This window comes from Stenotrophomonas sp. STEN022, from assembly GCF_056760155.1.
On record NZ_JBRREG010000020.1, the window covers coordinates 1 to 22,668 of the forward strand.

General features: G+C 59.1%; 22 protein-coding genes, 1 tRNA gene and 2 pseudogenes. 15 read left to right on the forward strand and 10 right to left on the reverse strand.

Translation table 11 applies throughout. From position 1 onward, the window contains the following. Positions 1-242: 242 nt before the first annotated feature. Complete coding sequence (gene ribA, locus ACVOMF_RS06340) at positions 243-1,364, reverse strand: GTP cyclohydrolase II RibA (RefSeq protein WP_481508505.1); 1,122 nt, start codon at positions 1,362-1,364, stop codon at positions 243-245. A gap of 74 nt (positions 1,365-1,438) precedes the next feature. Next, positions 1,439-2,359: a lauroyl acyltransferase gene (locus ACVOMF_RS06345; protein WP_481508506.1), complete on the reverse strand. Its 921-nt coding sequence runs from the start codon at positions 2,357-2,359 to the stop codon at positions 1,439-1,441. Between the two features lie 63 nt (positions 2,360-2,422). On the opposite strand from ACVOMF_RS06345, the gene dtd reads away from it, so the two are divergent. The 5 genes and pseudogenes from dtd to ACVOMF_RS06370 all read left to right on the forward strand — a co-directional run. Further along, positions 2,423-2,863: a D-aminoacyl-tRNA deacylase gene (gene dtd, locus ACVOMF_RS06350; RefSeq protein WP_481508507.1), complete on the forward strand. Its 441-nt coding sequence runs from the start codon at positions 2,423-2,425 to the stop codon at positions 2,861-2,863. A 93-nt stretch (positions 2,864-2,956) separates the two neighbouring features. Next, complete coding sequence (gene rpoD / locus ACVOMF_RS06355) at positions 2,957-4,804, forward strand: RNA polymerase sigma factor RpoD (protein ID WP_303747752.1); 1,848 nt, start codon at positions 2,957-2,959, stop codon at positions 4,802-4,804. A 232-nt stretch (positions 4,805-5,036) separates the two neighbouring features. Continuing rightward, a tRNA-Ile gene (locus ACVOMF_RS06360) sits at positions 5,037-5,112 on the forward strand. Between the two features lie 180 nt (positions 5,113-5,292). Next, a complete protein-coding gene (locus tag ACVOMF_RS06365; RefSeq protein WP_481508508.1) occupies positions 5,293-6,477 on the forward strand; it encodes a tyrosine-type recombinase/integrase in 1,185 nt (394 codons plus the stop codon). 89 nt (positions 6,478-6,566) lie between these two features. Then, a pseudogene (locus tag ACVOMF_RS06370) lies at positions 6,567-7,085 on the forward strand (IS3 family transposase); the annotation flags it as partial. A 32-nt stretch (positions 7,086-7,117) separates the two neighbouring features. On the opposite strand, the pseudogene ACVOMF_RS06375 reads toward ACVOMF_RS06370, so the two are convergent. Beyond that, a pseudogene (locus ACVOMF_RS06375) lies at positions 7,118-7,204 on the reverse strand (transposase); the annotation flags it as partial. A gap of 492 nt (positions 7,205-7,696) precedes the next feature. Between ACVOMF_RS06375 and ACVOMF_RS06380 the strand changes: the two are divergent. Next, positions 7,697-8,653: a hypothetical protein gene (locus ACVOMF_RS06380; protein WP_481508509.1), complete on the forward strand. Its 957-nt coding sequence runs from the start codon at positions 7,697-7,699 to the stop codon at positions 8,651-8,653. Positions 8,654-8,827: 174 nt separating this feature from the next. Here ACVOMF_RS06380 and ACVOMF_RS06385 read toward each other — a convergent pair whose 3' ends face one another. Further along, entirely contained in the window at positions 8,828-9,262 is a 435-nt protein-coding gene (locus ACVOMF_RS06385; protein WP_481508541.1) for a hypothetical protein, read from the reverse strand. Positions 9,263-9,519: 257 nt separating this feature from the next. Between ACVOMF_RS06385 and ACVOMF_RS06390 the strand changes: the two genes are divergently transcribed. Both ACVOMF_RS06390 and ACVOMF_RS06395 read left to right on the forward strand, forming a co-directional pair. Continuing rightward, positions 9,520-11,298, forward strand: a complete 1,779-nt coding sequence (locus ACVOMF_RS06390) for an HsdM family class I SAM-dependent methyltransferase (RefSeq protein ID WP_481508510.1) — start codon at positions 9,520-9,522, stop codon at positions 11,296-11,298. A 1-nt stretch (position 11,299) separates the two neighbouring features. Then, positions 11,300-12,394: a BsuBI/PstI family type II restriction endonuclease gene (locus tag ACVOMF_RS06395; protein WP_481508511.1), complete on the forward strand. Its 1,095-nt coding sequence runs from the start codon at positions 11,300-11,302 to the stop codon at positions 12,392-12,394. 9 nt (positions 12,395-12,403) lie between these two features. Here ACVOMF_RS06395 and ACVOMF_RS06400 read toward each other — a convergent pair whose 3' ends face one another. Then, positions 12,404-12,652 carry a hypothetical protein gene (locus ACVOMF_RS06400; RefSeq protein ID WP_481508512.1) on the reverse strand — a complete coding sequence of 83 codons (249 nt, stop codon included), beginning with the start codon at positions 12,650-12,652 and terminating at the stop codon, positions 12,404-12,406. Between the two features lie 8 nt (positions 12,653-12,660). Continuing rightward, the gene (locus ACVOMF_RS06405; protein ID WP_481508513.1) at positions 12,661-13,038 is read right to left on the reverse strand and encodes a DUF2513 domain-containing protein; all 378 of its coding nucleotides are present in this window, start codon (positions 13,036-13,038) and stop codon (positions 12,661-12,663) included. A gap of 249 nt (positions 13,039-13,287) precedes the next feature. On the opposite strand from ACVOMF_RS06405, the gene ACVOMF_RS06410 reads away from it, so the two are divergent. Beyond that, positions 13,288-14,283 (forward strand): Abi family protein, encoded by a 996-nt coding sequence (locus tag ACVOMF_RS06410; protein ID WP_481508514.1) that lies wholly within the window; start codon positions 13,288-13,290, stop codon positions 14,281-14,283. A 46-nt stretch (positions 14,284-14,329) separates the two neighbouring features. Here ACVOMF_RS06410 and ACVOMF_RS06415 read toward each other — a convergent pair whose 3' ends face one another. After that, complete coding sequence (locus ACVOMF_RS06415) at positions 14,330-15,694, reverse strand: phospholipase D family protein (protein ID WP_481508515.1); 1,365 nt, start codon at positions 15,692-15,694, stop codon at positions 14,330-14,332. 431 nt (positions 15,695-16,125) lie between these two features. On the opposite strand from ACVOMF_RS06415, the gene ACVOMF_RS06420 reads away from it, so the two are divergent. Beyond that, complete coding sequence (locus ACVOMF_RS06420) at positions 16,126-16,737, forward strand: DNA-binding protein (protein ID WP_481508540.1); 612 nt, start codon at positions 16,126-16,128, stop codon at positions 16,735-16,737. Positions 16,738-16,749: 12 nt separating this feature from the next. Here the strand turns inward: ACVOMF_RS06420 and ACVOMF_RS06425 are convergent, their stop codons facing one another. Next, positions 16,750-17,310: a UvrD-helicase domain-containing protein gene (locus ACVOMF_RS06425; protein ID WP_481508516.1), complete on the reverse strand. Its 561-nt coding sequence runs from the start codon at positions 17,308-17,310 to the stop codon at positions 16,750-16,752. Then, entirely contained in the window at positions 17,307-17,705 is a 399-nt protein-coding gene (locus ACVOMF_RS06430) for a hypothetical protein (protein WP_481508517.1), read from the reverse strand. Before ACVOMF_RS06430 ends, ACVOMF_RS06425 begins: the two co-directional genes overlap by 4 nt. 445 nt (positions 17,706-18,150) lie before the next feature. Here ACVOMF_RS06430 and ACVOMF_RS06435 point away from each other — a divergent pair, with 445 nt between their 5' ends. Further along, the gene (locus ACVOMF_RS06435; RefSeq protein ID WP_481508518.1) at positions 18,151-19,107 is read left to right on the forward strand and encodes a DUF932 domain-containing protein; all 957 of its coding nucleotides are present in this window, start codon (positions 18,151-18,153) and stop codon (positions 19,105-19,107) included. Continuing rightward, a complete protein-coding gene (locus ACVOMF_RS06440; protein WP_481508519.1) occupies positions 19,104-19,598 on the forward strand; it encodes a JAB domain-containing protein in 495 nt (164 codons plus the stop codon). Before ACVOMF_RS06435 ends, ACVOMF_RS06440 begins: the two co-directional genes overlap by 4 nt. Positions 19,599-19,847: 249 nt before the next feature. Here the strand turns inward: ACVOMF_RS06440 and ACVOMF_RS06445 are convergent, their stop codons facing one another. Then, positions 19,848-20,195 (reverse strand): helix-turn-helix domain-containing protein, encoded by a 348-nt coding sequence (locus tag ACVOMF_RS06445; protein ID WP_293716824.1) that lies wholly within the window; start codon positions 20,193-20,195, stop codon positions 19,848-19,850. Between the two features lie 165 nt (positions 20,196-20,360). Here ACVOMF_RS06445 and ACVOMF_RS06450 point away from each other — a divergent pair, with 165 nt between their 5' ends. From ACVOMF_RS06450 to ACVOMF_RS06460, 3 genes are all read left to right on the forward strand, one after another. Next, entirely contained in the window at positions 20,361-21,044 is a 684-nt protein-coding gene (locus tag ACVOMF_RS06450) for a J domain-containing protein (protein WP_481508520.1), read from the forward strand. 268 nt (positions 21,045-21,312) lie between these two features. Beyond that, positions 21,313-21,552, forward strand: a complete 240-nt coding sequence (locus ACVOMF_RS06455) for a hypothetical protein (RefSeq protein ID WP_481508521.1) — start codon at positions 21,313-21,315, stop codon at positions 21,550-21,552. 101 nt (positions 21,553-21,653) lie between these two features. Further along, the gene (locus ACVOMF_RS06460; protein WP_481508522.1) at positions 21,654-22,607 is read left to right on the forward strand and encodes a toxin-antitoxin system YwqK family antitoxin; all 954 of its coding nucleotides are present in this window, start codon (positions 21,654-21,656) and stop codon (positions 22,605-22,607) included. Positions 22,608-22,668 lie beyond the last annotated feature (61 nt).

The window sequence follows — 22,668 nt, forward strand, 5'->3', positions numbered from 1 at the left end:
CCCAACTCCTACACGTGCTTCTGGGCACCGCGACGTAACGGGCTGCCGCACTCCGCTCTCAACCACAATCTACTCGGCTGGCAGACACAAGCGGCGTAAGCCGCGAAGCTGGCGAGGCTGCAGGCCGCCGGAAAGCCTGCGCTCGGAATATCAAGGTTGGGCACCATCGTGGGCGCACGGATCGTGCAGTGGCTTCGCGGCTTACACCGCTCCCACAACAAATGCCGCGAAAAGCGGGGCGCCTACTGCGCCGCCATGATCAGCGCATCCACATCCAGATGATGGCCGGCACGTGCGGCTTTGGTGCGCAGGTATTGCTCGTTTTCGTGGGTGATCTCGCCGGTGACCGGGACACAGCCAACCACTTCGATGCCGGCCTTGCGCAGGTGCTGCACCTTGGTGGGGTTGTTGGTCAGCAGCTGGATGCGCTGCACGCCCAGCGCGCGCAGCATGGCCACCGCGCTGCCGTAGCGGCGCTCGTCGGCACCGAAGCCGAGCTGTGCATCGGCGTCGATGGTGTCCAGGCCTTCGTGCTGGTAGCCGTAGGCGCGCATCTTGGCGGCGATGCCGGTGCCGCGGCCTTCCTGGTCCAGGTACAACAGGATGCCGCCGCCCAGCTCCTTGAGCGTGCGCAGGCCGCGCCGCAGCTGGTCGCCGCAATCGCATTTGAGCGAGCCGAACAGGTCGCCGGTGAGGCAGGACGAATGCACGCGCACCGGCACGATGCCGCTCATGTCCGGATTGCCAACGATCACCGCAACCTGGTCGCGCTGTGCCACGCCGCCACGGAACACGGCGAACTCGCTCATGCCTACGTCACGCAGTGGCACTGGCGAGCGCGTTACCAGTTCGTAGTCCTGGCCTGCCTGGTCAGCACCTTCGTACAGGGCGGTGGTGTCCAACTGCAGGCAGTCATCGAAGGGGCTGCCCGCCGCATCCAGTTCCACCGAGATCATGGCCGGCAACAACAGGCCAAGCCGCGCCACTTCCACCGTTGCAGCGTCCAGCGCATTGCCATTGGCTTGTGCATCGGCCGGTGCGACTGCATCGCGCAGGTAGGCCAGTGCTGGCAGCTCGGCAAATGCGCGATCAGCCAGTGGCAGGTGGATGCCGTTGGCGGCGTTGATGCCCAGCGTCTGCGCGCGCGCTGCGCTCAGGAACAGGTAATGGCGGCCTTGCGCGGCCTCGGCAAAGGCGGCGTAGCCTTCCGGCGAACTGCTGTCCAAGGCAATGCTGGCCAGCCGTTGCCGGCCATCGCTGATCACTACCGGGCGGCCCGCACGGAGTTCGGCGGCGGCACGCTCGCAGCGGATGGCGGCGGTCTGGCCGAAGTAGGACGGGCTGGGGGAAGCGGGGCTGTTCATTTGAAACCTTATGGGGGCCGTTGGCTGTCGAATCAATCGAGCGGCACGGGTGACGCAGTGTTGCAGCAGCAGGTTCAGTGCGGGTGACGGGCAGTGGCGTAAGGGTCGTGCTCGCCGCTGCCCGGCGGGCGCAGCGTGTAGCGCTTGTAGGTCCACTGGTACTGCGCAGGATCGCGGCGGGCGATGCGTTCGATGCCGGCATTGAGGGTAGCGGCGGCCAGTTGCAGATCCGGGTCGGCGATTTGTGGTTCAGCCGGTTCGATGTGCAGGGCGAAGTCCAGGTTGGGGCCGGTGCGCTCGCACCAGCCGTACAGCAGGGTGGCGCCGGTGCGCTCGGCCAGGCGATTGACCAGGGTCATGGTCAGCGCCTGCATGCCGAAGAACGGGACGAATACACCGTCGCCGTTCTTGGGTTGCTGGTCGGGCAGGATGCCGGTGGCGCCGCCTTCCTTGAGTACCTTGAACAGCTGCCGCACTGCTGGGCCTTCAGCACGCACCTGGCGTACGTTGTCGCCGCCGCGGCACAGCTGCAGGAATTCATCGCCGACCGGGTTCTCCGGCGGTGCATAGACGATGGCGATCGGCCCGCGCGAGGCCAGCCACTGGTTCAGCAGCTCCCAGTTGCCGTAATGCGGGGCGATCACGATCACGCCCTTGCCCGACGCCAATGCGGCGTCATACAGGTCCTGACCGTGGCGTTCGCGCAGGTGCCGGGACAGGTTCTGCGCCGGGTCGTGGGTCCACAGGTACAGGGTTTCCAGTGCCTGGCGGGCGGTGGTGCGCAGCACCTCGCGGTGCAGGCGCGCGCGCTGGGCGGGGTCCAGTTCCGGGTAGACCAGCTCCAGGTTGCGGCGGGTCACCCGGCTTTCGCGGGCATTGATGCTGCGCCACAGCCAGGCCACCGTGTCGGCCAGGGTCCGCTGCCAGGACCAGGGCAGGTGGGTCAGGGCACGGGCGAGGCGGTAATAGAGCTTGGCGGTGGATTGCGGTTTCATTCCCCCAAGTTTAGCCGCTGGCGCCCGGTGCTATGGTGCCCGGCCCCACAGCAGGAGCTGCCAATGCTTTGCCTGATCCAACGTGTCACCCAGGCCTCGGTCACCGTCGACGGTGCCGTGGTCGGGCAGATCGGCCCGGGCCTGCTTGCCCTGGTGGGGGTGGAGCCGGGCGACGATGAGGCGATGCTGTCGCGGATGGCGGACCGGCTGCTCGGTTACCGGGTTTTCGCCGACGATGCCGGCAAGATGAACCGTTCCCTGCGCGATACCGGTGGTGGGCTGCTGCTGGTCAGCCAGTTCACCCTGGCCGCCGATACCCGTTCAGGTATGCGTCCGAGCTTCACCAGCGCCGCGCCGCCGGCCGAGGCTGAACGGCTTTTCAATCGATTGGTGGCTATCTGCCGTGAAAAACACAGCTCAGGGGTGGAAATTGGCCGCTTTGGTGCCCATATGGTTGTCAGCCTGATCAACGATGGGCCCGTAACCTTTCTGCTCAGACCGTAGCGCGCCGCGAACCCACCGCCCCGGCAAGCGCTATGCTGCGCTGGTATAATGCTAGGTTCCCATCTTCACAATCGCCGGTGGCGCGAGCATTACATGGCCAACGAACGTCCTGCCCAGCAAAACGACATCAAGCTTCTGATCAGCAAGGGCCTGGAACAGGGCTACCTGACCTACGCCGAAGTTAACGATCATCTGCCCGACGACATGGTCGATCCGGAGCAGATCGAAGACATCATCGGCCTGATCACCGGCATGGGCATCGATGTCCACGAAGTTGCCCCCGACGCCGACACGCTGATGCTCAGCGACGGCAACACCGGCAACCGTGAAGTCGATGATACCGCCGCTGAAGAAGCTGCTGCCGCACTTACCGCACTCGATACCGAAGGTGGCCGCACTACCGACCCGGTGCGCATGTACATGCGCGAAATGGGTACGGTCGAGCTGCTGACCCGCGAAGGCGAAATCGCCATCGCCAAGCGCATCGAAGAAGGCCTGGGCCAGGTGCAGGCTGCACTGGGCACCTTCCCGCTCGCCGTTGAATCGGTGCTGGCCGATTACGAACTGCACAAGGAAGGCAAGAAGCGCCTGGCCGAAGTGATCGTCGGCTTCAACGACCTGGTCGAGGAAGCGCCGGCACCGGCCGTTGCCGAAGACACCAGCGACGACGCTGATGCAGACGGCGACGAAGACGATGATGGCGACGACGTCGAGGAAGAAGCCGGCCCGACCGGTCCGGACCCGGTGGAAGTAGCTGCCCGCATGGAGCAGCTGGCCGCCGACATGGCCAAGTTCAAGAAGGCCCACGCCAAGGGCGACGTCAAGGCCCAGGCCAAGCTGCGCGAGGAAATCTCGGCCACCTTCGTGACCCTGAAGCTGCCGCTGCCGCTGACCGACGTGCTGGTCCGCCTGCTGCGCGACACCATGGCCCAGGTCAAGTCGCAGGAGCGCCGCGTGCTGCACCTGGCCACCATCACTGCCCGTATGCCGCGTAAGGATTTCATCCGCTCGTGGGAAGGCAACCAGACGAATCTGGAGTGGGTGGAAGACGCAATCAAGCGTAAGCAGAAGTGGTCGTCGGCCCTGCGTGACGTCAAGGACCAGATCGTTGCCGAACAGCAGGCCACTATCGACCTTGAGAAGGACACCCAGCTGAGCCTGGACGAGCTGAAGGAAATCAGCCGCGTCATGGCCTACGGCGAAGCCAAGGCACGCAAGGCCAAGAAGGAAATGGTCGAGGCCAACCTGCGCCTGGTCATCTCCATTGCCAAGAAGTACACCAACCGCGGCCTGCAGTTCCTGGACCTGATCCAGGAGGGCAACATCGGCCTGATGAAGGCCGTGGACAAGTTCGAATACCGTCGCGGTTACAAGTTCTCGACCTATGCCACCTGGTGGATCCGCCAGGCGATCACCCGCTCGATCGCCGACCAGGCCCGCACCATCCGTATCCCGGTGCACATGATCGAGACGATCAACAAGTTGAACCGCATTTCCCGCCAGATGCTCCAGCAGTACGGCCGCGAGGCCACGCCGGAGGAGCTGGCCAAGGAAATGGACATGCCGGAAGACAAGATCCGCAAGGTGATGAAGATCGCCAAGGAGCCGATCTCGATGGAAACCCCGATCGGCGACGACGAGGATTCGCATCTGGGCGACTTCATCGAGGACACCAACGTGGAGTCCCCGATCGAGAACACCACCAACATCAACTTGTCTGAAACCGTGCGTGACGTGCTGGCTGGCCTCACCCCGAGGGAAGCCAAGGTGCTGCGCATGCGCTTCGGCATCGACATGAACACCGATCACACGCTGGAAGAAGTGGGCAAGCAGTTCGACGTCACCCGCGAGCGTATCCGTCAGATCGAGGCCAAGGCGCTGCGCAAGCTGCGTCACCCGAGCCGTTCGGAGCAGCTGCGTAGCTTCCTCGATATCGAGTAAGTGGTGGCTTGCAAGTGATTGCTGGCGCGTAAGCGCTGGAATGAAAAACCCCGCCTTGGCGGGGTTTTTCTTTGGGTGGATGGCGCTGGGTAGTGCGGGAAGTCTGGCCGAGAGCTGGCCAACGCACGCAGCCATGCGCCAGCTGTGTGCTTTGCGCAACACGCGTACATCAAAAGCAGACACAGGGAAGTAGTCGCACGCAGCGCGCTCCACTACACTGTGTCGTCGCTACGGGCCTATAGCTCAACGGTTAGAGCAGAGGACTCATAATCCTTTGGTTCCAGGTTCGAATCCTGGTGGGCCCACCATTTCATAGTCCAGCGAAGTCCGGTGTAGTCCGGAAAGTGGCTGAAATACAAGGTTTTATAGGGATTTTTCATCCAATCTAGTTCGATGTCGTCCGGCGTCATCCGATTGGATTGTGAGTAACGGTGTGAGTAAGATTGCGGGGCCGGCCTCCGTTACTCACAATTGCGTTACTCACACACATGCTGACTGACACCAAGCTCCGTAGTCTCAAGCCTCAGCACAAGGTCTTTCGACTCGCAGATGCCAATGGCCTTTGCATCGAAGTCCGGACGACGGGCGCCAAGATATGGCGTTACCGCTACCGATTTGGCGACAAGGCGAACATGCTGACTATCGGGGAGTATCCGCTTGTCTCTCTGGCGGAGGCGCGCGCTGAGCGTGATAGGGCCCGAGCACTGGTAAAAAAGGGTGTGGACCCCAGTCTGGTGGCGAAAGTAGAGCGCGCTGCTAAGCAAGAAGAGGCGGGAAATACCTTCGGTAGCCTCGCCGAAGAGTTGATGTTTCAGCGTGCGAAGACGCTCAGTCCTGGTTCGGTCGTTCGCGAGCGCCGAATGCTTGAGAGAGATCTGGGTGGAATCGCTGAGCTGCCGATCCGCAGTATCACCGCGCCGATGCTCTTAAAGGCACTCAGGAAAATCGAAGCGCGCGGAGCAGTGGAGACGGCGCATCGCACCAGGGCTGCCGCAGGCCTTGTTTTCCGCTATGCCATCGCCACGGGACGCGCCGAGAACAACCCTGCGCTTAGCCTTGTTGGTGCTTTGTCTCCAACGAAGACGACGCATTTCTCCAGCATGACCGAGCCTGAAGAGGTCGCCAAGTTGCTCAAGGCCATTCACGGCTATCAGGGGTCCCCTATTGTCTCTGCTGCTTTGAAGCTTTCAGCGCTTCTGTTTGTCCGCCCGGGGGAGCTCCGAGCAGCGCGTTGGTCGGACATCGACCTGCAAGCTGGAGAGTGGCGCTACACGACCAGTAAGACCCATACGGCGCACATCGTCCCTCTGGCACATCAGGCCATCGAAGTTCTGGATGAGGTTCGTCCGTATTCGAGGCGCAGCGAGTATGTGCTTCCCAGTATTCGGAGTATTTCGAAGTCGATCAGCGAGAACACGATTAATGCTGCTCTGCGAAATCTGGGCTTCGACGGCACGATGATGACTGCTCACGGCTTCCGAGCCATGGCTCGAACGTTGTTAGACGAGGTTCTGGGATACAGGCCAGACTTCATTGAGCATCAGCTAGCCCATGCGGTTCGAGATCCTCTGGGGCGAGCATACAACCGTACGACGCACCTAAAAGAGCGTAAGAAGATGATGCAGGGGTGGGCTGACTACTTGGATAAGCTGCGAGATCAGAAAACTGACTAGTGGCCATTTCTTGCTTGGCCTTTGCATGGCTGGTCCTAGTGAACAAGCAAGTCGCCGCCGTTGCAGTCGGGACTATGGTCAAGCCTATACGGCCGTTCGCTGCAAATGAAGTGTGGTCGATGGACTTCGTGTTTGATCGAACTGCTGAGGGTCGGGTGATCAAGTGTCTGACCATCGTCGACGATGTGACCCATGAGGCAGTTGCCATCGAAGTGGAGCGAGCGATATCGGGCCAAGGGGTATCCAAGGTACTGGACAGGCTGGCAGCTCAGCGCGGCCTGCCGCGAGTCATCAGGACGGACAATGGCAAGGAACTTTGCGGAAAAGCGATGGTGGCTTGGGCTCACGACAAGGAAATCGCCCTGCGCCTGATCGAGCCCGGGAAACCCAATCAGAACGCATATGTTGAGTCGTTCAACGGCCGGCTACGCGATGAATGCCTCAACGAACACTGGTTCCCAACATTGCTCCATGCCCGTACCAGCATCGAAAGCTGGCGACGTGACTACAACGAAGAAAGACCCAAAAGAGCACTCGGCGGAATGACACCTGCCCAGTACGCCGCGCAGCTGGCGGCGAAGATAGATAAGATCAAAACAGGACTCTAAACCCGACCTCTACTCAGGCCGGGGGGGCGTCGGCGGCACAGTTCCGGCACGGGCGTGCCGGCCTCGGCCTGTTTAAGCACGGCAATGATCTGACTGTCGGTGAAGCGGGATGTCTTCATGGAACCTCCTCAGGAAAGGGTACGAGAAAATTCCACTTTTGGCGTCAGCTAATCTGCGGGGGGATTACCGTATGGTGGAGCAAGGTGGGGGGCCTTGCTGCACTACATCCAGCACCTAGACGAAAGCGCCGCAAACTTCGTGGCTAGTCACGCCCCGTGGTTGCGCTACGCACCCACCCGGACCTCGGAACTAACCTACTTGGTCCATCACTGCACCACTTGCGGGGCCCTTCAGGGGGATCACTTCGTGTTCTCTCCGGACGGACCTTACTGGCCGCAAGGCGACGATCAACTGGCATCCCTTCGTTTCATCCAAGGCCTCGGCCCGATCACTGCGTGGGCGACCGCTGGGCAGAGCGCCTGGATGGATCGCGTCCTCCAAGTCTGCGATCAGGCCTGAAGCTCTCGTACATTTAGGCGGCAATCGGCGTACGCTTACTCGACCCATTGCACGGTGCGGCAGGCCTTCCCAGACGAAAAGGTCCTCTTTCCATGTTTGACCTCATGGTCGCTCTGACCAAAGTGCTGGACAAAAGCGCGAAGCAGGCAGTCTCTAACTGGGTGTACGCGTTGCCGCGAGGCGCGGCGTGGCATCTCATCTCGGACTACGTCTTCGATGATCCGGATCGACATGACACGGCTTCCTTCGTGGTGCTGTTTCACCACGACAGACTGGATACCATCCTCGACTATATCGATAGTCAGGCACCTGCCGATATCAAGCACACGAGATCGGCAGCGCCGGGACTGATCCGATATCTCAATTCGCCGGTTGCATTCAGCTTCACCTTTGTCCTTGATGACGGGGATCGCTTCTTGGCCAGTTACGCCTCCGTTGGCGAGATGATTGGAGGGCTGGAGGAGTTCGAACGACTGGCGGATTCCATGTGCGCGAACGCCGGGCACACAAATCCGTACTTCGCACAGGCGCGACAACGATTCAGGCGGTTTTCCGCAGAGTTGCAGCGCAAGGGGAACGCGAAGCTAGCTCGGCAGGTATTCCTGGTCGCCACGTACGCAGCTGTTGTCCTGGACTATCTCGATCAGGCCGCCGAGCCGGAGTTTGCGAGTTGGGTCTCCGATCGGGATGCGCTTCTGGATCGCCACGACGGCGTCGTCTGGGATATTGCTGCGTTTATGTTCTACGTGATGAAAGGGAGCCGCATGCCTTCGGCTGATGGTGCGCTGCTTCTGTTGGACAAACCCAGGATCATGCACGTAGAGCCTGACAGGCAGGGGCAGAATCATCTGGATCCGATGATCCGATTGGCGGACTATCTGGCAGCATCCGCATCGGATATGAATCTACAGACTTTCGACCATTCGAAGCCCAAATTGGCGGAGATCGGCGCTGCTTGCTTCGGTGGATCCCCGAAGCACATTCGTTGCACCGTTTCTTGGACGGGGGACGGGTTCTTGGTGCGCCGTCTCGGGCCGGCAGGGATGTGAGGACCTTCCTAAGGACGGTCTGAACGTTTCGCCATCCGGAAAGTTATTGAGTCTTCGTTCCAGCAAGCTTCAATCTGGCTGGATTGCATGTCGCTGAAGCGCTGGACTGGAGTTGTTCATACCTTCCCTAGCGCATGCTTCCGGATACGGCACGAAATGGTTACCTCAGCCAGGTTACGTGTGCGCAGGACTGGCAGCATTTGTGGCGGAAGTTGGCCCATCCGCAACTTCGATGATGAAAGCAAGCTCGTGCCCGCCCTGGATGCCGCTCGGCCATTCAATGCGCCGCAGCGCAATCGCATAGCCGTTGACGAGCAATGGGGCATCGCCGGCGCGTATCTCCAGTAACTTCCGATCGTGTAACGCGGCGGGGATCGCTGCATTAGCGAGAGCCGAGATGATCTGGAAGAAATGCTCATAAGCACGGTCAGCTTCGTTCGCCGCGTTAACATTCAGCACCAACTTGAGCTTGGCGACGCCGAACAACAAGGCCGACGCAAGCGCACTCGGCGCGAGATATTCCTGTCCGAGATGGAGCAGGTTGTGGCGTGGAAGGCGCTGTTGGCGTTGATCTAGCCGCATCACTCGAAGTCGGACGTCCCGGGTCACCGACGATCACTATGTGTCCTACGGCATTGACCTGCTGCCTGCGGGTCTGGCCAAATATTGCGATCCGCTTTGGGTTTTTGGGATACAGCTGAAGGGCTGCCTCCACCGCTGCGCTAGTGTGGCGTAGACGAGGGTCTCAGCTTTTGAGCGGCAAAGATGGTGTGATTCGGTCTCGGCCTCGGCCGACAGTCCTATCCCGTGTAAAATTCTCGGGTCCGGTGCGTTGGCCCCGTTCACAAGTAACAAGCAATCTGACCATGACCCTACCAGCGCCATTGCCACCAACTGAGACAGATCGGTCGCCGCTTGACCGTTATCACGCCTGCAAGGCGATGGCGCGCGGCTATGCTGAGTCCAAGAAGACGGAGAAAAACCGTCTGGCGCATGCTCGCGGGTTCTGCGCAGTAGTAATCGATACCTACTGGGATAAGCTTGTCGAGCGGCATGGGACGACGATGAAGATCCGCCCCGCCCCAAGTGTTCTTCCCAACCTGCCAGCAGATGTTCGGCGCGTGGCAGAAAGCATTGGCGCCTTGATCACCGAGTTTCCAACGGAGGATGCGGGCTACCTCATCGGATCGATCTACACGGTGATGTTGCCGGACTCGATCAGGTCAGAAATGGGCGCCTACTACACCCCGCCCCCGTTGGTCGCTCGCCTTCTTGATTTGGCGGAAGCTGCAGGCTTCGATTTTTCGCGCGGTAGTGCAATTGACCCAGCATGTGGCGGAGGAGCGTTCTTGGCTCCGTTGGCGCTTCGTATGGTGGCCAAATCCGAAGGTGCCTCCCCTGATTGGATCGTTCGCAGCCTTAGCAAGCGTCTGCGAGGGGTGGAGTTGGATCCGTTCGCTGCCTGGATGACGCAGGTCTTGCTGGATGCAGCAGTGATCCCAATCTGTGTGTTGGCCAAGCGCCGCCTGACGGAGGTCGTGGTGGTCGCCGATGCCCTCAATCCACAGCCGGAGGGCACTTACGACCTAGTGATCGGCAATCCGCCGTATGGCCGCTTGAAGCTCTCCCCATCGATGCGCGAGCGCTACGCGCGCTCCCTCTACGGGCATGCAAACCTGTATGGGTTGTTCACTGATTTGGCGCTGCGGCTGGCCAAGCCAACCGGCGTTGTGGCCTATTTGACCCCCACATCCTTCTTGGGGGGGCAGTATTTCAAAGCATTGCGCCAGCTGCTGACTACGGAGGCCTCGCCTGTCGCCTTCGATTTCGTATCGGATCGCCATGGCGTTTTTGACGACGTCCTTCAGGAGACGTTGCTCGCCACCTACACCCGCAGTGGTGGCGCGCCGGCAAGGGTCTCTGCCCTTGTCCCCCAGGGCCTCAACGCTGCGCGGGTGGAACCGATCTGGGATGTTCAAGTCGATAAGACGGGCGGTCCCTGGCTGCTGCCACGCACTCGGAGCGATGCGGAGCTGTTGCGCATACTCGCGTGCCTGCCAACCAGGCTCAGTGATCTAGGTTATGCGGTGTCCACGGGTCCTCTCGTGTGGAACCGATACAAGAAGCAATTGAGCAACATTCGGACAGATAAGACGCTGCCTCTTATCTGGGCGGAGTCCGTTAGCACGATGGGCTTCGAATTCAGCGCTGAGCGGCGGAACCATGTTCCCTATTTCGTCTTGGAGAAGAACCAGGAGCACTTGGTGCTGGACCGGCCCTGCATCCTTGTTCAGCGAACGACGTCTAAGGAGCAGGGGCGACGTCTCGTGGCCGCTGCGGTGCCTCAGAAATTCTTGGATATCCATGGCGGCGCCATCGTCGAGAACCATCTCAACATGGTGTATGCCATAGCGCCAAAGAAAGCGCCTATTTCCCTGGAAACCATCGAGGCGCTGCTCAATAGCCGAACCTTGGATCGCGTGTTCCGCTGTATTAGTGGTAGCGTTGCCGTTTCGGCGTATGAGATCAACGCGCTCCCGCTCCCGTCGGTAAAGGAGCTGAGCCAGCTTGACCTTCTGGTAAAAAATGGGGGGTCAACTGAGATGGTTGAGATGGTCATCGCCACTTGCTATGGGGTGCTATGAAGTGGGTCTGCCCAAAGTTCCTTCGATTGAACTCATCGCCGAGCGATTGCCACTGATTTTTCCGGAAGGCACGGCACATCGAAACTATGTCATCCGTGAGATGGCCGCGCGATCGGTCTTTGTCTTCTTCTACTCGGGTGCAGTCGAGGGGGCTGGGCACTGGCTCAGGCCCAGCCAGATCACCGATATGTCCGACGCACAGGCCGCGCTTCTTGATGATGAGAGTCGGCGTGAATGGATCAAAGTCTCTCTTTCTAACAAGAAGGTGCGGCCAGCAAACACTTGGTATGCCAATAACAGCCGTGAGCCAGTTCGCGATGAGACGTTAAGAGAGGGTTTTATCCCTTGTCGCGCAGTTATTCAGCTCGCAGGTATACCGCCCACATCATCCAAGCCTACCTATGCGCTCAACGCGGCCTTCGCGGCGCTGTTCGATCCAGATTTACAAGGCGAAGCACTGACCACGGCCATTGCGGATTGGCAGAAAGCCCATTTGTCCAAAGCGGCGCTTGCCCGTGTTCACCTAGTCAAGAGCGGAGCGGGTGCATCCAAAGATGCTGTCTCGGTTTCTTTCCCCAACGGGGGAACCAGGTCGCTAAGTCCTGGCCCTTCCAGCGTGATCTCCAAAGCTGTCGTTGAAGACTTCGCGCCTAGGTTTTTGAAGGAGCCCGCTGTTCTCTGGCTCTCTGAGTCAGGCAACAAGGTGGTGGCGCAAGACGATGCTCTGGCCAAGAAGTTGGGCTTGAAAATCGATCCCTCAAAAACACTCCCCGACATCATCCTGGTTGACCTGGGTTCGCAGGAAAACGGCGCGGATATGCTCGTGGTGTTCGTTGAAGTCGTCGCGACCGATGGTCCGATTACCGAAACGAGGAAGAAAGCGCTGACTGCGATCGCATTGGAAGCCGGCTTCGAGGTCTCAACGCTGGCCTTCCTCACCGCCTACAAGGATCGTGGCAATGCACCCTTCAAGAAGGGGGTCTCCGAGCTCGCGTGGGGCTCCTATGCCTGGTGTATGTCAGAGCCAGAGCACTTGATTGAACTGCGTGACGCCTCACCTTGGAAGCTTTCCGAAAGAGCGCCAGGCAATAGTTGAGCTTCAAGCCTAGTTGGGCTCGGGCAGTTCGCGGATAAGCGAATTCCACTGCCAGAAGGCTTTCTCTGCGGCACGTTCCACTTCATCAGTGGCACCAATGCCAATGCGTTGAATTCCAAAGTGTGCCAGCGCTTCACTTGACTCGGTTTGCCAAGCGTCGATCAGTGCATGGCGACGCGGATGGGACTGAACAAGGGCGCGCAATACGCGGTGCATGAACATCATCTGCATCTGCACCTCAGTGTCGGATTGAGACATGACGGCTCCTAGGTGAGGCCAAGCATTTGCTTCGTAATAGAGGCGCCGACTTGGCCGATGATGTCCAAGCTTGCTGTTCCGCCGACCTTGGCCAAGCGCTCCTTGACCTTGGCCCATACCGTGTCGTCGCGCAGGGAGGCAATGAAGTCGTGGCCAGCAGGCGAGAGACGGTTTACAACGACGAATAGGGGAATGGTTGGATCGCTCCCACTGGATGAGTAGCGAGGTTGTGGGCCCTCGGCATAGCCAGCCCTGACAATGAGGCCGAGGTGATAGGCGACCTGGTCTCGGGTGTAACCCTCAACGACCAGGTTGTCGTTGACGTAGCTATTGGCCTGTTCAAGGGCCAGCATCAGGGCTCTAATTAGGTCATCGTCGCGGGTCATGGTCAGCTCCTTAGTCAGACAAGGTTGCAGCCCGTGTGTCGCACAGAGCGAGACCCTCGTTCGTCCGAAACGCTTCCTGACCCCGTTCCTAGGCCGTTGAGGCTAAGGATAGAGGCGTCCGGTCTCACGGGGCGGGGCCGACCGGGGGCAGTTGACTCGCGCCAGGCCTACCCCTAGACTTGCTGGTAACACGGCCCGGTCCCCTGTGTCGAAAGGCATAAGGCCGGGTTTTCTTTTTTGGGGGCGGCGATGTCGACGTATGGTGGCACGCATCTTACGTATCAGCAGCAGCTGGACCGACTGAAAGAGCGCGGCTTGCAGGTCGCCGACGACCAAGCTGCTCTTTCCCATCTTTGTCAACTTGGATATTACCGGCTGAGTGCGTATTGGTATCCAATGCGCAAACTGGTTGTTGTTGAAGATCCAAGCACGCAGACCACCATTCGACAGGTGGGGAATGAGTTCGAAGATGACGCCACCTTTGAGGGCGCGGTTGAACTCTATCTCTTCGACAAGAAGCTCCGTTTGTTGCTCATGGATGCAATCGAACGCATAGAAGTAGCAATGCGAGTTGATGTTGCATATGAGCTCGGCCGTCATTCCGCCTTTGCCCAGGAAGACGTGTCTTTGCTGGACGGAAATTTCACCAGAAGAGAAAAAGAAAGCCAACAGCCAGATGCCAAGGATCTGCCTTCGAGGCATGATCGTTGGTTGGTGAAGCAGGCAAGTCAGGTAGATAAGTCAAAAGAAGAATTCGTGGCGCACTATCGCTCGAAGTATGGCTTGCCCTTGCCTATATGGGTTGTGATCGAAGTGTGGGATTTTGGGATGCTGTCTCACTTCTATTCTGGAATGCGTTACACGGATCAACTGGGACTGGCACGCCGCTTTCAAATCCCTCATCCCCACTTAGCTAAGTCCTGGATGCGCACGATCAACTATGTGCGAAATATCGTGGCGCACCATAGCCGACTGTGGAACCGCAACATGGTGGATATGCCCACCCTTCCAAGGGAAGGGCAGATGGGGGCGACTGGTGCAGTATTGAGGTCTTTGGACGCGAGCCGTCCCTACGCAACGCTGTGCGTGATTTCGCATCTGATGTCCACAGTCTGTCCAGACTCAGGGTGGGCTGAACGAGTGTCAGAGCACCTATCAAGCTTCCCGGCGGGAATTTGCTCCAAGATCAAAATTGCAAGCATGGGTTGCCCAGACGATTGGGCAGCACATCCATTCTGGCAGTAGCATCACTGCCGCCGCGGCGCAGCGATTGACAACCTGCGAAGTCCGACTAAACCACAACCTCTACATCATTCCCAAGTGCCCGAAGCGCCTTGCTTGTGCGCGAGTTTCTTGGTGGGAATTCAGTGGGTCTTGCCCAGCCGACGATCTCGCCCAAGATGTTGGCGCCGATATGAGGAAGCTTGTAGTCGGCCTCATGACTTGCCATCCAGATGCGTTCGGCAACGTCTCCGGACCCCCAAATAACGTAATCCAGAACTTCGGGAGCAGACATGCCGTTTCCGGATTTCTGGTTCCAAAGCATCTTTGCCAGGGCGACTCCTTTGGCTGCGCTGCCAGGATCAGACCCAAGTCCGAGAAAGGCGTTGTTGATCTTCGCCGCGTGGTCGCCAAAAGCGTAGACATGAGTCAGCGCCTCTACCCACTCAGCCTCTGTCAACTTGTTGATATTCCCACGGGCTAGAAGCTGGCTGAGCAATGGGGCGGATGTGTAGACAGTCCATTCCTCGTGCTCGTGTTTGTAGGCACCGGATTTCCACCAAGCTAGCGCCTTTTTAAGTGCGGCCTCCGGGCTCAGACGGTTGTTCCGGAAGTCTCGCTCGTAGGCATCCTTCTCCATATTTGGCCGCACGACTTGGTAGTAATAGGCATGAAGGAACTGATCGCCTTGGACGCCTTGTGGCACCTCGGAGGAGATCCAAGAAGGCCGGTTCTCGTCAGCTGCCACGCGAGCTCCTATGGCACGGATGAGCGTAAGCGTAGAAGCCCACTCGTCCCTAAACTCAGCAATCTTCTTATCTCTGGCCTTTCGGGTGGGCACGACGGCGATCGGTGGAGACCGATCTTTCAGGCGCCAGTGATTGTCCTCGTATTCGGACTCGATCTTTCCTAACTTCGCGAGAAGGTCTTCCCGCGCTTTCTGCTGCTTGATTTGGCGGTCATACTCTTCTTGGTCAAGGGGCATGCATTTTTGAGCCAAGCCATCGAAGAAGGCCTCTAATTGGAGCAACTGGCCAAACTGTTCGAGTTCCTCGTGCGTGATGTAGACGCCAGCTTCGAAGTTCTTGAACCAAGCACGGTCAGTGAGGTTGGCCGAACCGATATAGGCACCTTGGCCTACCCACCAGATCACTTTGGCATGAAGCCAATGGGGCACGAGGTTGCAGATCGCATTTGGCGAGCTCTTCCGAAGAAACCATTCCAAGATGCGAAGATCGATTGGACAAGACCCGTCAACACGGCCATAGAAGGTCAGTTTTTTCCCCTTGGCAAAGCAGTCTTCGAATAGAAGGATGTCGCCGACTGGCTTGGTCGCATACGCTACCGCGGTTTTGACTTCGGCGCACTCCGTGATGGCGCCGACGTGGATGTTGTGCAGCATGTTGCCGGTGATCGGCTTACCGATAAATTCCATTTGCCCCCCCCGTTCCGTGAAGGCGTTAAGCTTCGCATGACAACCGACGGGACTGATATTTATAGATGCACAATCAGCCTCACTGTGTCTCACATCATGCTGAGACGGCGGGTGCGTCCATCTGGCACTAGGGTTTCATGCTCATAGGCTGGTTGTCAGTTGACAACCAAGATGGGCGCCTCTACATTAAAAAGGAGCAAGAATGGCGGCGCGAGGAAAACACCCGAAATCGGAAGTGGAGGATGCTTTGCAGCATGCCGAAGCTAATGGCTGGCGAGTGGAGGACAACCGATCGCATTGGGGCGTGATGTATTGCCCTAACAAACTTACACCGTGCGCTCCCTGCGGTGAATGGTGCAAGACGAGTATTTGGTCAACACCAAAAAACGCTGGTAATCACGCCAAGCAGCTTCGCGCTCGGGTTGATCGATGTGTCGCCGCTCAGGCCGCCAGAGTTGCCCAAGCAGCGCAAGCAGCCCAAGCCGTCCCACAAGCTGAACAAGAAGATGAAAATGAATGACTATGAGTTCATCCTGAAATTTTCCTTGCCGGACAATGACGCCGACCCCGAGGCTTACGTGGCCAGCTTGGAGGCTGCCGGGTGTGATGACGCGCTTGTTGGTCTTGGGAAGAGGGGCCGTATTGCGCTGGAATTTATGCGCTCGGCAAGCTCCGCTACGGAAGCGATGGTCAGTGCGTTGGCCGATGTGCGCAAGGCGATACCTGGTGCGAGCCTAATTGAGGCACAACCCGATTTGGTTGGCTTGTCGGACATCGCTGATTTCATTGGGTGCAGCCGACAAAATGTCCGCAAGACCAGCATGGCAGATAGCCAGTTCCCCATCGCTGTTCATGAGGGCAGCTTGGAACTGTTCCACATGGTGGATGTGCTGAACTGGTGGAAGGACGCGCGCGGCAAGCCTGTGGATAGTGTGTTGCTGGAAGTTGCGATGACTACGCGCAAGGTCAACCTCGCCAGAGAGCTCAGCCGACTGCCGGCCGAGCAGCTAGATCCTGAAATCCAGCAGGCCTGCGTCGCTTGATGACCGTGCCGGTTAAGCGCCAGCCCATCCCCTGATTGGCAGGCTTGCCAGGCCCACCTGCGTTATCATCGCCCTGTTGGACCGTCCCTTGGACCCACTAAGGCGGGTGCCCGGGCGCGTAAGGGCCTGAGCGGCAAGGGAAGTTGGACACCGGCTGGAGTGTCCCGTCACCTCCGCCATGCCCAGGCGCTCAAACGCCATGGCTGCGCGGTCCTTGAGCTCTTCGGCGGCCTGCTTGTTGAACGCCAGCAGGACGATCCGTTTGGGTGCCACGAACCCGCGGTGGATGGCATAAGCCGCCTTGGCGACCATCGTCGAAGTCTTGCCCGAGCCGGCCGAGGCCACCACCTGCACGCGGTTGTCGAAGCACACCACTGCCCTTGCTTGTTCCGGGGTGAGCGGTTTGCTATCCACCCGGTCCAGCAAGTCTTTGCAGGCCACCAACTCGTGTTCCACGTGGGCGGCGTTAAGCGCGGCCCAGGCTGGGCGGTGGTCGGTTTCCCATGCAGCCAACGAGCGCTCGATCGCTTGGGCCGTCGGCCCCAGCCGGACCGCCACGCCCGGCTTCTTCAAGCGAGCCCGAAGGGCGGCAGGATCAACCCTAGGGCGGCCGCCAGGACGTCGTCCTGCTGCTCATGGGTGAACCAGCGGCGCCGCTCCGAACAGGCTTGCTCTTGTTCTGCCTTGTAGTCCAGCCATGTATTCATCGTGCGCTGCTCGCCCTTGAGGAGCTCCACGTCCTCGCGCAGGCGCTTCTCCGTCAATGCAATGCTCAACGCCTGAACCAAGGTAGCACCTTGGGCGTTGGGCAATCCATCGGCCTTCACTTCCCGGTTCTGCCCCGGGTGAAACGTGATGTCGGTCCAGAAGGTGCCGGCGTTGACGCGGTAAGTGGCTTCGTCCTCTACGTTGACCCGATGGGTGCGGCCGTCGAGGACGAAGGAGAGCTCCAAACCCTCCAAGCGCAAGCGCCACTCCGATGATCCCGTTACGTGCCGGCCCACCCACGACGGGGCCCATTCCTTTGTCATTCTTTGTCCCACATGTCCCCTGGAAATGCCGGTGGGGATGGGTCACCGTACCGACGGTTCCATGGTAATCGCTTGACCTATCTTCTATTTGAATTTATTTCAGACCCTTAGTACTACGCTGAAGCAGGATCCTCCTGCTTTGCGTGTGCGCCTCGCATAGGCGTATCGCTTCGAGTACAAGATATGAAAGATAAGTCCGAGTTCCTCTACTGCGTCTTCATTGTGGCTGCGGCCATCTTGTCGGCCGTAGCCCGTTGTTCGTTCACCCGTCCCGACCAGTTCGGTCGCGATTCCTACGACTAAACCAATAATCCAGATAGACGCACAAGGCCCGGCATTGTCCGGGCCTTGTGCGTTATGCCGTTTATGAAAGGAGACCGAGATGCATTACGTTGAAACCATGGCCTATGCGGGCCAAGTCCCATGGCATGGCATCGGAAGCCAGTTGGCTCCAGGGCAGTCCATTGAAGTATGGCGCGAGCGCGCCGGTATGAATTGGTCATTGGAGGAGGCTGAAGTGCGATTCGCCGCCGAGGCTGAGGATCAGTATCCGGTGAGGGCATTCCCCGGGCAGAAGGTGCTTTATCGCTCTGACACCAAGCGACCGCTGGCCGTGGTGTCCAAGCGCTATCAAGTGGTCCAGCCGCGGGAGATCCTTGAGTTCTACCGCGACCTGACGCGGTACAGCGGCTTTGAGCTGGAAACGGCAGGCGTTCTTCGCGGCGGGCGGAAGTTCTGGGCATTGGCCCGTACTGGGCAGGGTGTGGCCCTAAAGGGACAGGATCAGGTCAATGGGTACCTTCTTCTCGCCACGGCCTGTGACGGAACGCTGGCTACCACCGCCCAGTTCACCTCAGTTCGCGTGGTGTGTAACAACACCCTGCAGATCGCCGTTGGGGATCGAACCGGAGCCATCAAGGTCCCGCACCGCAGTGCCTTCGATGCTGACAAGGTCAAGAGCCAGTTGGGTGTTGCGGTTGAGGGCTGGCATGGCTTCGTGGAGCGGATGCGGATCCTCTGTGAGACACCTGTGAACCCTGATTCGGTCGATGGGGTGCTACGGAATTTGCTCACGTATCCGGCTCCTCAGAATGGGAAGGCAGTCGTGAATGAGCAGGCTGTAGCCAAGGTGCGGGCGCTGTACGACGGGCAGGGGAGAGGAGCTTGCTTGAAGACCAGCAAGGGCACCGCCTTCGGTCTCCTCAACAGTATCACCGAGTTCGTGGACCACCATCGCCGGGCGCAGAGTACGGAGAACCGCTTGGATGCAGCCTGGTTCGGCCAAGGTGCCTTGCTAAAGCAGAAGGCGTGGAAGGAACTGTTAGGGGAAGCCGCATGAACGTCTCGCTGCAGAAGCAACGCCTAGCAGAGCCACCTTGCGGTTTGAACGAACGTGACAGCTCCGTTCTCTCCCAAGCATTGGAAATTCTTGAGAGCAGAGCAATGGTCGGTGGCCTTCTATTGGGAGATCCGGATGTTGCCGGCAGGTTCTTCCGCCTGCGTCTAGGGCATGAGATCCGCGAGCACTTCGAGGTGGCGTTCCTCGATGCCCGCAACCGCCTGATCGCCGTAGAAAGGCTGTTTTCAGGCTCCATAGACGGGGCTGAGATCCATCCGCGAATTGTCGTCCAACGTGCCTTGGCCCTGAACGCAGCAGCGGTCCTACTGGCTCACAACCGCCCTAGCGGACATTGCGAGCCGTCAGCAGCGGATCGAGCCATCACCAAGCGGTTGAAGGAAGTATTGGCGATGGTGGAGGTGAGGGTCGTCGACCACCTTGTGGTGTCGGCGAGCCAAGGCACCTCGATGGCTCAGCTCGGGCAGATCTGAAGACCCGGATACTTAGGAGAACAGCATGAAGGAAGCGGAGACGTCCTGGTCATCGACCAGAGCGGCAATAGCTCGTGCCAAAGCGGCTGATCTAGACCGACAGGCACGGGAGGTAGAGCGCTCAGCTGCCGATGGAAACTGGCGGATGAAGGCGCGGGCTAGAGAGGCCGCCAGCCGGCTTAGATTGCGAGCTGGGAGATACCTGATGGAGGCTCAAGATCACGAAGGGCAGGATCTCCCACTCTTCCCCTAACCCGCAGGAGGGGACTTGCCTTCTGTGTAGTCCTTGATCAAGTGCAGGACGGCTTGTTGTCTTGATGCTGGAAGACGTGCGACGAGAAGGATGACTTCTGCCAAGACGTCGGATGTGGCGTGGAAGTAAGCAACAGGAACGCCGAGCGCCTTGGCCAATGCTTCAGCGGTTTTGGGATCAGGATCTCGTAACCCCAACTCGTAGCGCGAGATACGTGGTGCGGCGCTATTGGAATCTTCCAAGCCCAAGACAGCCCCCAAGTCAGCTTGACTCAACCCAGCTTCCAGTCGGGCCGCGCGCAGGCGACGACCAAAGACGGATTTGGGAATGGATGGAGCAGGCATGGAAACGGCACGAAGCAAGCGGTGTCCAAGTCTGCCTGTTTCATCATCGCATCACATTTGCCATTATGGCAAACAGTAGGGGTGGTGATCTTGTTTAGCCGATCCCGTAGCAACCAATCAGACCTTTCAAGAGGCGCGTGCGCCTAAGGATTGACAGATATCCAAATGTCACAAGAGGACTACTACGAAGTCCTCGGGGTACGCCCCGAGGCGCCGCTCTGGGAAATAGAACTGGCCTACAAGGGTCGGCGAAGCCAGTACCACCCTGATCGCTACGCCGCGGGAGACGCGTCGTCCGTGGCGTGGGCCACGGCCAAGATGCAGGCCATCAACAAGGCCTACGCCATCCTTAAAGATCCGGACCAACGGGAGCGATTTGACAGCTCCCGAGCCACAGCCAGACCCAGCCCCGAGCCAGAGGCTCCACGAACCAAGGCTCCGGAGTCTCCCCCTCCCCGCTCGCTGAAGCAGGCTTTGGAGGGACTCGAGTTCAGCAATGAGCCCTTCGAACGCGTGTTCCTGGCTCCGAACATCCCAAGGAAAAAGCTCCAGGGAGCCCTGGACAGCTACGGGGAGAGGCTGCGGGCCCAGGACGTTGTCGTGCTCATCGACGACACCGTGTTCGGCGGTGCCAGGGAAGGCGTGCTTATCACCGAGGCCCAGATTCGGTGTAAGGCCAAGTTCGAGCAGGCTGAGATCCGGTTACTGGGTTGTCTGACCGAGATCACCGCCCACGGTGCGCACATCCGGATCCATGGCGAGCCCTTCATCACATTGAGTGTTCCCAACGCCGATGACCTGAGACGGCTGTTCAGAGCCGTCAGCCACTACCTGCAAGAAACTAACTGATCTCAACCAACAGGGGAATGACATGAGGTACCTGAAAGGCCTGTACGACGTGCCTGTGCACCGCGGCCATCTGTTTCGATATGCGGGGCCGCTAAGCGTACAAGGGCTTCTTCTACAACTTAGGACAGGGCCTGACCTCGCCGGTAGAGGTCTTCCCTTCCCACGGAAAGCTGATCGGCGCTGTGGTTTGAGTTTTGGTGGCTTTCGCCTTCCTCGAGCAGGTGAAGAGGCGATAGGCGTGAGTCTTCGGAAACCAGTACTTATCCCAATGCTGATGGTCGTTCTAGCACTCAGTGCGTGCAGCAGCGAGTTCGACAAATTGCGCGGCAAGTTTGTCGATAACTGCGTAGCCGGCGGAGCGCCGAAGTCAAGCTGTAAATGTGCCTTTGACAAGCTGCAGGAACACTACGGAGAACAGGGGCTGCTGGCTATCGAGAAGCAGAGTGTTCCGCCACCCGATCTTTCCGACCGGCTCTTTGCAGCAGCGGGCCAGTGTCGAAACCGCTGACGGATCTTGGCGCCATGTTCAAGAAATAGAGCGCCGACCAGACCGCTGGATAACTCCTGCGGCCGAGCGTCGGCCACCCGCCCATACATACAAGGAATTTCATGAAACGTATCAACTACGCTGCAGCCATGCTGGCTGCCCTTCTTCTTGGTGGATGCAGCAAACCTGTCCTGGACTGGCGCAACGCAGAACTGAGTAACGGCAAGATCTATGAATCAGGCTCCAACGAGCCATTCGATGGACGTGTGACCGGTGTACCGCACAAGCAGCTCGAACCGCTCTTGGGCTCTCTGAGGACAATCCTTCAGAACCTGAACACCAATCAGCCCACCAGCATGACCGCATTGCTGGGCAACTTGAACTATGTCTGCGATGTGGAGGTGGAAGAAGGGTTGGCAGGTGGCAAGTACATCTGCCGCTATCCGCAGTCTCAGGTTGTCGCCTACGAAGGCAAGCGGACGGACGGCGGTCTGGATGGGGAGATAGTATTCCATACGAAGACGGGCAGTCCTGGTGTCATCCTGACGATGCAGAACGGCCGCGTGGAAGGGCCGATCAAGATCTACTTCGCCGAAAAGCCGGGGCAACTATCCTACCAAGCGATGGCTGTGAACAATGGCCTGGAGGGAGAAGCCATCAGCTACTACCTCAATGGTCAAGTCAAAGTAAAAGCCAACTTCAAAGGCAGTGTGCCTGTAGGGCTGTGGGAAGCCTATTGGGAAGAGAACGGAGCCGTCTCGGAGCGGGGCCTGTACGAGGGCGGAAAGCTGGTCTCACAGACCCACTATCTGCAAGACGGCACGGAATACCTGACGGAACCAGAAATGTGGGCGCTACATCGCTCGATCTCGGAAAGCGATGATTTCACTCTGACGCCCAAACAGGATGTTCTGCTTACAGAGGCGGAGAAGCGATACAACGCAGTGCGCCTGCTGACGCCGGCCCAGCGCGAGGCGAGGTATCAGGCGGAGCAGGAGAGCATTCGGGCTGACAAGATCGCTCGCGGTCTGGATCCGGACTGCTGGGTCTGTGACGGATCAGACAAGAGGAACTGATGCGGTAGTGAAGGAAGATAGCGGGCGTGCACAAGCACGCCCACTCCATGCGCGTGGTTAG

What these genes read in the sequence shown, in the direction of transcription:
- ribA (WP_481508505.1), bottom strand. Translation starts at nt 1,364, where the DNA reads ATGAACAGCCCCGCTTCCCCCAGCCCGTCCTACTTCGGCCAGACCGCC.
- ACVOMF_RS06345 (WP_481508506.1), bottom strand. Translation starts at nt 2,359, where the DNA reads ATGAAACCGCAATCCACCGCCAAGCTCTATTACCGCCTCGCCCGTGCC.
- dtd (WP_481508507.1), top strand. Translation starts at nt 2,423, where the DNA reads ATGCTTTGCCTGATCCAACGTGTCACCCAGGCCTCGGTCACCGTCGAC.
- rpoD (WP_303747752.1), top strand. Translation starts at nt 2,957, where the DNA reads ATGGCCAACGAACGTCCTGCCCAGCAAAACGACATCAAGCTTCTGATC.
- ACVOMF_RS06365 (WP_481508508.1), top strand. Translation starts at nt 5,293, where the DNA reads ATGCTGACTGACACCAAGCTCCGTAGTCTCAAGCCTCAGCACAAGGTC.
- ACVOMF_RS06380 (WP_481508509.1), top strand. Translation starts at nt 7,697, where the DNA reads ATGTTTGACCTCATGGTCGCTCTGACCAAAGTGCTGGACAAAAGCGCG.
- ACVOMF_RS06390 (WP_481508510.1), top strand. Translation starts at nt 9,520, where the DNA reads ATGACCCTACCAGCGCCATTGCCACCAACTGAGACAGATCGGTCGCCG.
- ACVOMF_RS06400 (WP_481508512.1), bottom strand. Translation starts at nt 12,652, where the DNA reads ATGTCTCAATCCGACACTGAGGTGCAGATGCAGATGATGTTCATGCAC.
- ACVOMF_RS06405 (WP_481508513.1), bottom strand. Translation starts at nt 13,038, where the DNA reads ATGACCCGCGACGATGACCTAATTAGAGCCCTGATGCTGGCCCTTGAA.
- ACVOMF_RS06410 (WP_481508514.1), top strand. Translation starts at nt 13,288, where the DNA reads ATGTCGACGTATGGTGGCACGCATCTTACGTATCAGCAGCAGCTGGAC.
- ACVOMF_RS06415 (WP_481508515.1), bottom strand. Translation starts at nt 15,694, where the DNA reads ATGGAATTTATCGGTAAGCCGATCACCGGCAACATGCTGCACAACATC.
- ACVOMF_RS06435 (WP_481508518.1), top strand. Translation starts at nt 18,151, where the DNA reads ATGCATTACGTTGAAACCATGGCCTATGCGGGCCAAGTCCCATGGCAT.
- ACVOMF_RS06440 (WP_481508519.1), top strand. Translation starts at nt 19,104, where the DNA reads ATGAACGTCTCGCTGCAGAAGCAACGCCTAGCAGAGCCACCTTGCGGT.
- ACVOMF_RS06445 (WP_293716824.1), bottom strand. Translation starts at nt 20,195, where the DNA reads ATGCCTGCTCCATCCATTCCCAAATCCGTCTTTGGTCGTCGCCTGCGC.
- ACVOMF_RS06450 (WP_481508520.1), top strand. Translation starts at nt 20,361, where the DNA reads ATGTCACAAGAGGACTACTACGAAGTCCTCGGGGTACGCCCCGAGGCG.
- ACVOMF_RS06455 (WP_481508521.1), top strand. Translation starts at nt 21,313, where the DNA reads ATGCTGATGGTCGTTCTAGCACTCAGTGCGTGCAGCAGCGAGTTCGAC.
- ACVOMF_RS06460 (WP_481508522.1), top strand. Translation starts at nt 21,654, where the DNA reads ATGAAACGTATCAACTACGCTGCAGCCATGCTGGCTGCCCTTCTTCTT.